This is a genomic window from Polynucleobacter sp. MWH-S4W17, from assembly GCF_018687535.1.
Classification (GTDB): domain Bacteria; phylum Pseudomonadota; class Gammaproteobacteria; order Burkholderiales; family Burkholderiaceae; genus Polynucleobacter.
In genome coordinates, this window is record NZ_CP061295.1 from 1,526,497 (window position 1) to 1,539,284 (window position 12,788).

General features: G+C 46.1%; 11 protein-coding genes and 1 other RNA gene. 4 read left to right on the top strand and 8 right to left on the bottom strand.

Annotated features, from left to right (window positions below; translation table 11 throughout):
- Positions 1-51: 51 nt before the first annotated feature.
- The 3 genes from pheA to gyrA are packed head-to-tail and all read right to left on the bottom strand — an operon-like array spanning position 52 to position 4,968.
- Entirely contained in the window at positions 52-1,131 is a 1,080-nt protein-coding gene (pheA, locus tag C2755_RS07580) for a prephenate dehydratase (protein WP_215320572.1), read from the bottom strand.
- Positions 1,131-2,228 (bottom strand): 3-phosphoserine/phosphohydroxythreonine transaminase, encoded by a 1,098-nt coding sequence (gene serC / locus C2755_RS07585; RefSeq protein WP_215320574.1) that lies wholly within the window; start codon positions 2,226-2,228, stop codon positions 1,131-1,133. The genes pheA and serC overlap by 1 nt, the downstream gene beginning before the upstream one ends.
- A gap of 25 nt (positions 2,229-2,253) precedes the next feature.
- Positions 2,254-4,968, bottom strand: a complete 2,715-nt coding sequence (gene gyrA, locus C2755_RS07590) for a DNA gyrase subunit A (protein WP_215320576.1) — start codon at positions 4,966-4,968, stop codon at positions 2,254-2,256.
- A 159-nt stretch (positions 4,969-5,127) separates the two neighbouring features.
- On the opposite strand from gyrA, the gene ompA reads away from it, so the two are divergent.
- From ompA to ssrA, 4 genes are all read left to right on the top strand, one after another.
- Positions 5,128-5,694 (top strand): outer membrane protein OmpA, encoded by a 567-nt coding sequence (ompA, locus tag C2755_RS07595; RefSeq protein ID WP_215320577.1) that lies wholly within the window; start codon positions 5,128-5,130, stop codon positions 5,692-5,694.
- Between the two features lie 96 nt (positions 5,695-5,790).
- Positions 5,791-6,480, top strand: a complete 690-nt coding sequence (ubiG, locus tag C2755_RS07600; protein WP_215320579.1) for a bifunctional 2-polyprenyl-6-hydroxyphenol methylase/3-demethylubiquinol 3-O-methyltransferase UbiG — start codon at positions 5,791-5,793, stop codon at positions 6,478-6,480.
- 8 nt (positions 6,481-6,488) lie between these two features.
- Positions 6,489-7,169 carry an HAD family hydrolase gene (locus C2755_RS07605; RefSeq protein ID WP_215320581.1) on the top strand — a complete coding sequence of 227 codons (681 nt, stop codon included), beginning with the start codon at positions 6,489-6,491 and terminating at the stop codon, positions 7,167-7,169.
- A 60-nt stretch (positions 7,170-7,229) separates the two neighbouring features.
- Positions 7,230-7,588, top strand: a transfer-messenger RNA (tmRNA) gene (gene ssrA, locus C2755_RS07610).
- A gap of 71 nt (positions 7,589-7,659) precedes the next feature.
- Here ssrA and C2755_RS07615 read toward each other — a convergent pair.
- The 5 genes from C2755_RS07615 to C2755_RS07635 form a co-directional block, all read right to left on the bottom strand.
- Positions 7,660-9,738: a TonB-dependent receptor domain-containing protein gene (locus C2755_RS07615; protein WP_215320583.1), complete on the bottom strand. Its 2,079-nt coding sequence runs from the start codon at positions 9,736-9,738 to the stop codon at positions 7,660-7,662.
- A gap of 84 nt (positions 9,739-9,822) precedes the next feature.
- Positions 9,823-10,002, bottom strand: coding sequence for a hemin uptake protein HemP (hemP, locus tag C2755_RS10460; RefSeq protein WP_215320585.1), 180 nt, complete (start codon positions 10,000-10,002; stop codon positions 9,823-9,825).
- Between the two features lie 3 nt (positions 10,003-10,005).
- Entirely contained in the window at positions 10,006-10,416 is a 411-nt protein-coding gene (locus tag C2755_RS07625; RefSeq protein ID WP_215320587.1) for an energy transducer TonB, read from the bottom strand.
- Between the two features lie 314 nt (positions 10,417-10,730).
- Positions 10,731-11,903, bottom strand: coding sequence for a class I SAM-dependent methyltransferase (locus C2755_RS07630; protein ID WP_215320589.1), 1,173 nt, complete (start codon positions 11,901-11,903; stop codon positions 10,731-10,733).
- Positions 11,904-12,758 carry a pirin family protein gene (locus tag C2755_RS07635; RefSeq protein ID WP_215320591.1) on the bottom strand — a complete coding sequence of 285 codons (855 nt, stop codon included), beginning with the start codon at positions 12,756-12,758 and terminating at the stop codon, positions 11,904-11,906.
- Positions 12,759-12,788 lie beyond the last annotated feature (30 nt).

A 12,788-nucleotide genomic window follows, 5' to 3' on the forward strand; every position in this document is an offset into this window, starting at 1 on the left:
GCTTTACTAATTTATTTACTAATGTCGTAGTTATTTACAGTTAATCTTGGATTAAGTAGAGTGAGGATAAGAGCCAAGGTTCTTATAGAACGCTGCAACCCCTTTTAACTCTTCAAGCGCCTTCACTACTTTCGCATCATCTGCATGGCCAGCTATATCAATATAGAAGTGATACTCCCAAGTACCTTTGCGTGCAGGACGAGATTCGAAGCGATTCATAGAGACGCCATGCCTTGCCAAAGGCGCCAATAAACGATGGACGGCACCAGGCTGGTTATCAACAGAGAGCACTAAAGAGGTCTGATCTTTACCGGTTGGCTGGCAGGCGTAGTTACCGACCACAACAAAACGGGTACGATTGTGTGGATCATCCTGAATCTGTGCAGCCACTGCTTGCAAGCCATAAGCTTCTTGAGCAGGATCGCCAGCAATTGCAGCCAGAGTAGGATCACTTGCCGCCATGCGAGCAGCCTCCGCATTACTACTCACTGCTTGACGCTTTAATTGTGGAGCATGCACACTTAACCATTGCTGGCACTGAGCCAATGCTTGAGCATGAGCGCAAACGGTCGTTACACCATCAAGCTTGCCACTCTTAGTCAATAAGTGATGACGAATTGGCAATACGACTTCGCCGCTAATACGCATAGAAGAGTCAAGCAATAAATCCAACGTGCGAGAAATCGCACCTTCACTAGAGTTCTCAACAGGCACTACGCCAAATTGTGCCGCGCCCTTTTCTACCGCTTTAAAAACTTCATCCAAACTGGCGCAAGGTAAGCCAGCGATGGAATGACCAAAATAGGTTTGTGCTGCTTGCTCAGAAAATGTTCCTACTGGACCAAGGTAAGCAATGGTTTGGCGAGCTTCCAAAGCTCTACATGCAGACATCACTTCGCGCCAGATAGCAGCAATACCATCTGAAAGTAATGGGCCATTATTAATCTCTTGAAGGCGTGCTACAACTTGGCGCTCACGCTCAGGACGAAATACTGGTGATGAGAATCCGCCTTTAACATGGCCTACTTCTTGCGCAGCTTGTGCACGCTGGGTGAGTAAATCCAAGATCTGCGCATCGAGCGTGTCAATTTTTTCCCGCAAGGGCGCTAAGCGCTGTTCTTCAGTACTCATTAAGCCCGCCTTTCAAAGTCGCGCATAAATTCAACTAAGGCTTTTACACCCTCAATTGGCATTGCGTTATAGATGCTGGCACGCATACCGCCTGCAGCTTTATGGCCACGCAAGGCAACCAAGCCAGCTGCGTTTGATTGCGCCAAAAACTCTGCATTCTGGTTCTCATCTTTTAAGAAGAAAGTCACGTTCATGCGTGAGCGATATTCTTTGGTGACACGATTCTCATACAAGCTACTTTGATCTAAGAAGTTATAGAGTAAATCCGCTTTTTCTTGATTGCGCTTTTCAATGGCCTTCACTCCGCCTTGCTTAAGCAGCCACTTAAAGCCTAGGCCAGCCATATAGATCGAAAATGTCGGCGGCGTATTGATCATCGACTGTGTACTGGCCTGCACAGCCCAATCCCAAATCGTGGGAGTAATGCCCATGCTATGACCAATTAAATCCTTACGCACAATCACAATCGTCACGCCAGAAGGGCCGATATTCTTTTGCGCACCACCAAACCAAACGGCGCACTTGCTTACATTCATCTCTTTAGAAAGGATATTGCTAGAGATATCCGCAACTAGTGGAACATCACCAACATCCGGCACGTCTGGGAACTCAACACCACCAATCGTTTCATTGGCACAGTAGAGAACATAAGCAGCATCACCAGATAACTTCCAAGTTGATCTTGCCGGAATGGTATTGAATTTTTCTGCGGCTGAAGAGGCGGCTAAATTTGCAGCGCCATACTTCTGCGCTTCTTTATAGGATTTGTCTGACCACACGCCAGTAACGATGTAATCCGCCCTCGGTCCGTTCTTGGCCAAAGGCATCAGGTTCATGGGGATGGCTGCATTTTGTCCAAGACCACCGCCTTGTAAGAGCAAAATTTCATAATTATCAGGAATATTCATGAGGGTGCGCAAATCTTGCACCACCTCTTCATACACTTCCATGAACTCTTTACTGCGGTGACTGATCTCCATCACGCTCGTACCGAGCCCACGCCAATTGAGCATTTCATCGGCAGCCTGCTTCAGCACCTCTTCAGGCAAAGTAGCGGGCCCCGCAGCGAAATTGAAAATGCGGCGGTCAAAAGTCATGATGTGTCTAGTCTAAAGGTGACGCTTAAGCGTCACCTGCCGTATCGTCATTAGAGTCGGTTGTTGGATCAGCAGATACATCACCTTCTTCTGCGCCATCAGCATCAACCTCTTCGTCCGAATCGCTCTCAGCAATACGCTGTAAGCCTGATAAGCGAGTGCCTTCATCAACGTTGATCAAGGTAACGCCTTGAGTGGCCCGTCCCATTTCGCGGATTTCAGAAACACGAGTACGTACCAAGATGCCGCCAGTAGTGATCAACATAATTTGATCCTCTGGAGATACCAAGGCAGCAGCAACCACCTTACCGTTACGCTCTGAAGTCTGAATGGCAATCATGCCCTTCGTACCGCGACCATGACGCGTATATTCAGCGATTGGCGTACGCTTACCGTAACCATTCTCTGTAGCCGTCAATACGCTACTTGGAATTGCAATGCCGTTTGCATCCACCACAGCCTCTTCAACGCCTTCTGCTGCTTCTGCGGGAGCAACCAACATAGCGATCACTTGATGACCTTCGCCTAAGTTCATGCCACGCACACCGCGTGCGGTACGACCCATTGGGCGAACATCATTCTCATCAAAGCGCACTGCTTTACCGGCGTCAGAGAACAACATGACGTCGTGCTGACCATCAGTAATCGCCGCACCAACTAAGAAGTCGTTTTCATTCAAGTCAACCGCAATAATGCCGGCCTTACGTGGATTTGAGAAATCCGACAAGCGAGTCTTCTTCACAGTGCCCAGGCTAGTAGCCATAAAGACGTAATGATCATCTTGATAGCCCTTAATTGGCAGAATCACAGTGATCTTCTCGCCTTCAATTAACGGGAACATATTGACGATTGGCTTGCCACGAGAGGTGCGACTACCTTGCGGCACTTCCCAAACTTTGAGCCAATACATCCGACCGCGATCGGAGAAGCACAAAATAATGTCATGGGTGTTCGCAACGAAAAGTGTATCAATCCAATCTTCATTCTTAGTGGCTGCAGCTTGCTTGCCGCGACCACCACGTTTTTGTGCGCGGTATTCACTCAGTGGCTGACTCTTCATGTAACCAGTATTTGAAAGCGTCACCACCATGTCTTGCGGTGTAATCAAATCTTCTGTGAAGAGTTCAGTGGCATTCATCTCAATGAATGAGCGACGACCTGTGTCGCCACCAGCAATACCAAACTCCGCTTGAACTTCTTTCAACTCGGATTCGATCACTTGAGTGACACGCTCTGGCTTTGCTAACAAATCAAGTAAGTCAGAAATCTCTGACATCACTTCTTTGTATTCGTTAACAATCTTGTCTTGCTCAAGACCAGTCAAGCGTTGCAAGCGCATCTGCAAAATTTCTTGCGCCTGACTATCGGAGAGACGATATAAGCCAGTAGTTTGCATACCATACTCAGGCAACAATCCTTCTGGGCGATAGGCGTTACGGCCGCCTGGCGTATCTGTCTCAGCACGTGCCAACATCTCACGCACCATCGATGAATCCCAAGCTTTGCCCATCAATTCTTGCTTAGCAATCACAGGGTTCGCAGCAGCTTTAATAAGCGCAATGAACTCATCGATGTTTGCCAATGCAACAGCCAAGCCTTCTAAGACATGGCCACGATCACGTGCTTTACGCAATTCAAAAATCGTACGACGTGTCACTACTTCACGACGATGCTGCAAGAAGTACTCAAGCATCTGCTTCAAGTTCAACAAGCGTGGTTGGTTATCTACCAATGCCACCATGTTCATACCGAAGTTATCTTGGAGCTGTGTACTCTTATATAAATTATTGAGAACAACTTCAGGCACTTCACCGCGCTTCAATTCGATAACAACGCGCATACCGGATTTATCTGATTCATCACGTAAATCAGAAATGCCTTCTACTTTTTTCTCATTCACTAACTCAGCGATGCGCTCGAGCAAGTTCTTTTTATTTACCTGGTACGGCAACTCATCAACAATGATGGCTTGACGCGCGCCCTTATCCAAATCTTCAAAGTGAGTCTTAGCGCGCATAACCACACGGCCGCGGCCAGTGCGATAACCCTCGCGAACCCCTTGAACGCCATAAATGATGCCGGCGGTTGGGAAATCCGGGGCTGGGATGATCTCAATGAGCTCATCAATTGTGCATTCAGGGTTGTGCAGCACGTGCAAACAGGCTGTAACCACCTCATCGAGGTTATGAGGGGGGATATTGGTCGCCATACCTACAGCAATGCCAGAACTGCCATTTATGAGCAAATTAGGCACTTTGGCAGGCAGAATCAAGGGTTCTTTCTCGCTACCGTCGTAATTCGGCCCAAAATCGACAGTTTCCTTGTCCAAATCGGCCAAAAGCTCATGAGCTATCTTGCGGAGACGGATCTCGGTATAGCGCATTGCAGCAGCGTTATCGCCATCTACGGAGCCAAAGTTACCCTGCCCATCAACCAGCATATAGCGCAGAGAGAAGTCCTGGGCCATCCGAACGATCGTGTCATACACCGCAGAATCACCGTGCGGATGGTATTTACCGATTACATCGCCAACTATGCGGGCAGATTTTTTGTAAGCTCGGTTCCAATCGTTGTTTAATTCATACATTGCGAATAAGACCCGGCGGTGAACCGGCTTGAGGCCGTCACGCACGTCTGGCAGGGCTCTGCCGACGATGACGCTCATTGCGTAGTCCAAATAGGACCGCCGCATTTCGTCTTCGAGGGATATTGGTAGTGTTTCTTTAGCGGCTTGTTCCATCTAGAAATAATATCATTTTGATGACAGGTAGGCCCTATGCTAAGATTCTGTCAGTTTGTACGAAATTGAGATGTGTCGCTTTGCAGTTTTTGCATCAAGGTAGGGCGAATTACATTTAAGTTTGACTTTAATTAAAAAAGAGATTTTTGAGGACTAAAAATGAACAAAACCCTAAGAGTGTTGCTCGCTTCTGTTATTACTGTTTCTGCTACTGCAGCGATGGCTTCTGATAACTGGCAAAACGGCGATGGCGCCCTAAACTGGAAAAACGGCGATGGCACATTGTGCTGGCGCGATAACAACTGGACACCTGCTACTGCAGCTAAAGGTTGTGACGGTGCGTTGACTGCTGCTGCTGCTGGCGTTAGCCAAAGCAAAATCACTTTGCAAGCTGACACACTTTATGACTTCAATAAGTCTGACTTGAAACCAGAAGGTAAAGCTACATTGGACAAGATCGCTGCTGACTTGAAGAAAATTAAGTTAGAAGTAATCATCGCTGTAGGTAACACTGACAGCGTTGGTACAGATGCATACAACATGGCCCTCGGTCAGCGTCGTGCTCAGTCAGTTAAGACTTACCTGACAAGCAAAGGTGTTGACGGTAGCCGCATCTACACAGAATCAAAAGGCAAGAGCAATCCAGTTGCATCAAATGCAACTGCTGAAGGCCGCGCTAAGAACCGCCGTACTGACATCGAAGTTGTTGGTACAGCAGCTAAGTAATTCACTTTACTTGTAAAAAAGCCCGCTTCTAGCGGGCTTTTTTATTTCCGCTATATTCATAAACTTCTCCTATAGCCTTACAGATAAGCAATTCATATGAACGTCGACCAGTCAGAAATCGCCAAATTTAGCGCTCTAGCCCATCGTTGGTGGGACCCTAATAGTGAATTCAAACCCCTGCATGCCATCAACCCACTGCGCTTGAACTGGATTAAGTCCTTTGTTAGCCTGGAAGGCAAGAAGGTTGTTGATATTGGTTGCGGCGGCGGCATCTTGGCGGAATCCATTTCTCAATCAGGCGCAGACACAACCGGTATTGATTTATCAGAAAAAGCACTTAAGGTTGCTGAATTGCACGCATTAGAAGTGGGCGCAAACCTCACCTATCGCTCTATCTCGGCCGAAGCGTTGGCTGATGAGCAGCCCGAACAATACGATGTAGTGACTTGCATGGAGATGCTTGAACATGTACCGGACCCAGCTTCAGTGGTGCGCGCTTGCGCCAAACTTTGTAAGCCTGGTGGCACGTTATTTTTTAGCACCCTCAACCGCAGCCCTAAGTCCTACTTATTTGCCATTATTGGCGCTGAATACATTCTGAAATTACTACCCAGAGGTACTCACGAATACGCTAAATTCATCAAACCCTCTGAACTCGTTGCTTTTACACGTCATGCAGGCTTAGAAATGCTCGGCATGAAGGGTATGAGCTACAACCCACTCACTCAGGTCTATAGCCTGAATGATGATGTCGATGTGAACTATATGATTGCCGTTCGTAAATAATTCAATACATGAGAAATCTTTTAAGCCCATACGCCGGAATCTTTTTTGATTTAGATGGCACGTTAGCTGATACCGCACCTGATTTAGTAGCGGCAACCAATCAATTGCTGGTTGCACGTAATCTTAAGCCCAAGCCTTATGAATTTCTGCGCCCCTATGCATCGGCTGGTGCTCGCGGATTACTCGAAGGCGCCTTTGGCATTAGCCCCGATCATGCGGATTTCACTCTATTGCGCGATGAATTTTTCAGTAATTATGAAAAAGCATTGCTGGTAGAGAGTAAATTATTCGATGACATGAGCCATTTACTCGATCAAATGGATCAAGCCAAGCTCCCCTGGGGCATTGTTACAAATAAAAGTGAGCGCTTCACCAACCCTCTTACTGAATTAATGGGTTTGCGCCAACGAGCTATTTCCACCGTTTCTGGCGATACAACACCGTATTCAAAACCCCATCCTGAACCTATCTTGCACGCCGCCAGAATGGCCAAGGTTGATCCTACAAAATCGCTTTATGTGGGCGATGACATTAGAGATGTTCTAGCAGGCAAAGCGGCAGGAATGAAGACTGTCGCAGCCGCATATGGCTACTGTGGCTGTAAAGAGCCTCCAGAGGCTTGGGGAGCCGATTACATCGTCAATAAGCCTCTCGAGCTACTGCAAATCATCTTTCCCAATAGGGAATAAAAGATATTCAACAATTTAAAGCTGGCGGCTTTAAAATAGAGCTTCCTAAGCATGCAATCTGGGACCGACATGGTTTCGACGTGGGTTACAAAGCATCAAGGGCATACCGAGGACCCGTTATCTCGTAAATCAATGGGAATGTTTTAACTGCAAACGACGAACGTTTCGCACTAGCCGCTTAATTGCGGTTGCCCCTGAACTGATTCTCTCTTGGGTCAGCTAGCGCAAGCTAGATCAGGGTCATTTACAAGAGATAAGATCATTTCATGTCACGGGGAATGATTCGAAAACTTAGTGAATCGTCAGCGTGGAACGTGTCAATCCGTGCCTAGCTGGCTAAATTAAATGATATGACTAAGTATGTAGAACTTGTTGTGGAGGATTTGCGGACGCGGGTTCGATTCCCGCCGGTTCCACCATTTTGAAGTAACAGTCAAACGCCACCCATCGAGGTGGCGTTTTTCTTTAATTCAGAAATCGCCTATTCTTATCAATTAAATTGATAACTCATACCAGCTTGGAAATTGAGAGGTGCTCCCGCAAAGATTCCATCTGGACTCCTGCTAGATATATACCGCCTATCAAATACATTATTAATCACCCCAAACACTTTCCAATCTTTGTTAATAGCGTAGTTAGCGCTCCAATTCACTGTTGCAAAGGCTGGGACCTCGCCTAAAGTTCCAATAGCATTTTGCGCAACTGTATTTGCTGAATCCGCATATTGAGCAGAAAGATAATTCAGATTGACTAAAGTATTGAAGCCATTCTTTTCGTAGCTAACACCCAAATTTGAAGTTAATTTAGGCGTGTACGTAATGCGATTACCATCTCGCCCCAAAGAGCTCGTGCCAACAAACTTAGCCACCGGGATGTAAGTAGCATTACCATTAATGCCCCATCCTCCTCCTAGCGCATAAGCCAAGGACATCTCAGCACCTTGATGCAAACTTTTACCGCCATTGGCTTTAGAAATTCCGGCAGCTAAGCTCTGATTCACAATTTGATTACTGAAGTTCATGCTAAAAATAGCTGAATCATAAGTAAAGGCGCCAGAGCGACCACGCAGACCGAGCTCCGTATTGGTTGAGCGTTCTGGGGCTAACTGCTGATCAACTCCTTTGTCATCAATTGCGGTGGCTAACTGTGCTGGCGCAAAACCTTTATAAACACTACCGTACGCCTGCACTTGGGGAACAAGCTGCCAGGTAGCACCAATTTGTGGAATAGTTTCTACATTCTTGGCGCTACCAGCTTTTCCAGTAGCAGCATTTGAACGGGTCTGGTTATAACTTTCCACTCGTACCCCAGGAATAAGGGCAAAGTCTTTGCTCAGCAAGAAACGGTTTTGCGCATAGACCGCAACTGAATTAGCCTTGTTATCTTCCTGCGAAGTGAGTCGACCAGAATAGGTGAGAGTTTTGGAACTCAATACTTGATTGATTTGAGATTCGGTATGCAAGCGCAATCCAAACTCTGCTTCATTGGAAATCCCCAGAGCCTTATAGGCATGGCTAACCCGAGAATCGATGCCTAACATTTGAAACTCTCGATTTCGCCCAATCAGGCAATCAGCACCAACGTTGCAAGCTCTAAAGACTGTCGATTCCTGCGTGCGTTTAACAATACTTTGCCGCCAATAATCTCTAGATAACCTACTCCAATACATCAAGGTATTGATTTTGGTCTCTGGACTAATTTCGATAGCATGATTGAGATCTACACCATTTCTTTGAGTAATGAAGCGGTCATTTGGCGCTGGATTATCTTTTGATTGATTGCTGTACTGATTTGGGCGTAGACCCACATATGAGGTATTGATATTGTTATCGTAATGTGTGTATTTCACACTTAACCACTGATTCTGCGAAATCTCCATTCCCCCTTTCACCAAGATGTCATACATCTTGAAACCATTACCTTGGTATCCATTGGACTCAGATTGAATCAGATTTATTCCTCCAATGGCGCCATTCGATGATGATTTTCCCCCTGCCTCAAGCTCTGCTAAACGATATCCGTAGTTGCCCACTTTGCCGGTTAACTTAAATCCTGGAGCAGGTGTTTTACTAAGGTAATTTACTACGCCACCAATATTGGATGGGCCATATTTCAGGCCCGATGCGCCCTTTAAAACTTCAATCCCGTCGATTTGCTCTACAGGTGGGCTGTAATAGGAGGCATTGGAAATGAAGAGGCTTGGTTGAATTGGAGCTCCATCCTCCAGGAGCAATACTTTTGTGCTCCGACCTGGGCCTAAGCCACGAATACCAATATTCGGAATGGCTCCTAAGCCGCCTTCATCACCACGAATATTGACGCCAGGAATCGTCTTTAAGACGTCCTGCAAGGATTGAGGTTGCAACTCCTCCATCTTCTTTTGGTCAATAACATCAACCGTTCCTGGAATTTTATAAAGGGCCTTTTCCTCTCGCCCAACAATATCAATCCTAGGTAACTCAATATCTTGAGCATTAGCCCAAACTGAAAAAGATCCTCCATATAACAATACAAACGATGAAAACCAGGCCAACCGATTTCGAGGACGAAAAACTTCTTGATGCTTCATATACCATCTCCAGTGATAAAAACAAAAAATCGCTGGCTATATGCATATGAAAATGCTCTTGCTGGCTAGTAAGTTAATTCATATTTACTTCGTCAAAATGAGCTTCCCTAATTTAGTGATGCGCAATTGATATGAATGCCCATCATGCAAGATGAAGATCTGCTTTGTGTGACCCAATAAGGTTTCGCTTAGAATGCATCTAGGCAAAAGTTGGCTTGATCGAATACATTTTGAATCAAGATCTAAGGTATTTTTCTCGTTCAAGCACTAACCTTCCAAGGTAAATTGAATAGGTGTCTGAAAGCATTGCAAAGAAACCTGAGCAGGGGCTATTGCAATTGGCGCAAATCTCCACCGAGTCAAAGCCTTGATGGCTGAGCGATCCAAACCCTGAAAGCCTGAGCTTTGGGTGATACCAACCTCTTGCACAAGGCCTTGCTCACTTACACATAATCTTGCAATGACCAAACCCTGTTCCTTAAGCTGTCTGCTGGCTAAGGGGTAATGGGGTTTGGGGCTGTATATAGCCTGTCTAGCCGTGCCTACTGCCAGACGTCCAGCCTCCTTACTATCACTATGCGCATGGGACTCATTTACAGCACTGGAACTATCGCTCTCACTGCTAGAAGATGTATTGATTTGGGGTGCGGCCAGGGATTTTTTCTGCTGAGATGACAAGGTACTTTTGCCTACTAGATTTACCATCAAAAAATCTGGAGCGGATGATTTTGACCCCGCAAATGGTCCCGATAAAAGTATCAATAGTGCTAATACATGAGAGAAAGTTACCCCCGAAATTAGCAATATGTTTCTAGACAATGCACCAGAAAGCAAATGGCACCCTTAAAAAATGAATGAGAGAAACTATATTTAACTTACCGAAAAATGTGTAGTAAGTTAACTACTACTCTCAATGATTTTAAGGATGATGTAGTGGATTAACAACCATGATCCCAATGGGGGCGGTGCTTGTAGGGCTATTTAATGTGGTACTACTTTTGGGTTAATCGCCACAGTGAAGTGACTTCTTTAGATCTCGCTGCATACAATGCATCCGCTCTATCAAATGCCTTGTTGTGCGTTGGCTTGGTATCTAAATGCGCAATCACCTTCAAGCCCGCTTGATCAATCCAATTCAGAAACTCTTCTCTTGCTCTCAAGCCTAAGTGCTCTGCTAAGTCAGAAAGAATGAGCCAACCCTCACCATTTGGTAGCAAATGATCTTTCAACCCACTCAAGAAACCCTTCAGCATCTGACTCTCAGGGTCATACACCGCATGCTCTAGCGAGGAGCTTGGTCTGGCTGGAAGCCAGGGTGGATTACAAACAATAAGCGCAGCTTTTGGTTCGGGGAAAAGATTGGTTTGATGAATTTCAATTTGAGAATTCAAGCCTAAGTGGTCAATATTTTCTTTCGCGCAAGCAATCGCTCGATCACTTAGATCGGTCGCAATAATCCTCTGAACATCTCGCAGAGCCAAAATAATCGCCAACACTCCAGTACCCGTCCCAATATCAAAAGCAATGGAGCTATTTTTTATTGCTTCTGGTAAGGGGGCTTTCAACACCAAGTCAATATATTCACTGCGCACTGGAGAGAAAACACCGTAGTGCGGATGAATGCGAACCTCTTCATCATCCCTAGTCAGAACTTGAACACCTGTCTTGCGCCACTCATGAGCGCTAATAACGCCAAGCAACTCACGCAAAGAAATTACATAGGAAGTTTCTTGTGTTCCATAAGCCTCATGGCAAGCCTGCGCTATATCTCGGGCGCGTCTCAAAGGTATCGTATGGTCAGCATTCACATGGATGAGAACCATACCCAAAATACGTGCGCGCTGAGATTGGGTGAGACGATGTAGATTAAATGTATCCAAGGGACTTTTGATTTTCTCTTTGGAAACTCTGTCAGCTCTAGTGGACTTCTTGGAGGGCTTATCTACCCTTCTTACCAAAGCCTGTAAGAGTTGCCGCGCATTCTGAAAATCGCCCTTGTAAAGCATCGCAGTGCCTTCACAAGCCAAGCGATAAGCAATGTCAGCGGTCAGCGTGTCATCAGCGATCTGAATCTTTTTATGCGGCGCAATGCCATTTTCAGAATGCCAATGAGCGGAACAGATTTGTCCGCCCTCTTCCCATTGAAGGGTTGCTGATTGAGTCACCTAGGAAACCACAAACCGATTGTTTTGATAATCATCTATGGCCTGTTCAATTTCAGCACGAGTATTCATCACAAAAGGGCCGTACTGAACGATGGGTTCATGTATGGGTATAGCTGCCAGAACAATAAATTGCGCGCCTACAGATCCTGTTCTCGCTTTGAAAAGATCTCCGTCACCAAGAACAATAGCCGCCTGCTTTGGGGCAGGCATCATTGGCCCACCTAATTCAAGCTCACCTACATATACATAAATAAATGCATTGAGTTCTTTTGGAATGCGTTGCTCAAACTCTGCGTTGGGTGGTAAATGCACATCTAAAAATAGAGGTGCAGTAGTAATTCCCTGAATCGGACCTTGAACTGCTTTACCACCATCTTCATATGCGCCCGCAATGACCTTTACTGAGCCGCTATTTGCCAAAGCGATCTTCGGAATATCCGCAACCTGAATATCTTTATAGCCAGCCGGCTTCATCTTTTCTTTGGCGGGCAAGTTAATCCGCAACTGAAAGCCGCGCATGGCGCCACTCACTTGCTGCGGCATCTCTGAATGAATAATGCCGCGCCCTGCCGTCATCCACTGTACGCCACCAGTTTTCAGGTATCCCTGATTTCCTAAATGATCTTCATGCAACATGTGGCCCTCTAGCATATAGGTCACCGTCTCAAAACCCCGATGGGGATGGGCTGGAAAGCCTGCCACATAATCATTTGGATCATTGGAGGAAAACTCATCGAGCATCAAGAAAGGGTCTAACCTGACTTGATTTTGACCGCCCAGACTACGGCGCAATTTCACACCCGCACCATCAGAGGTAGCAATGCCAGGAATAATGGTTTGGATGTTGCGGATCATATTGATGAATGCTTCGACTTGGCTTTGGCT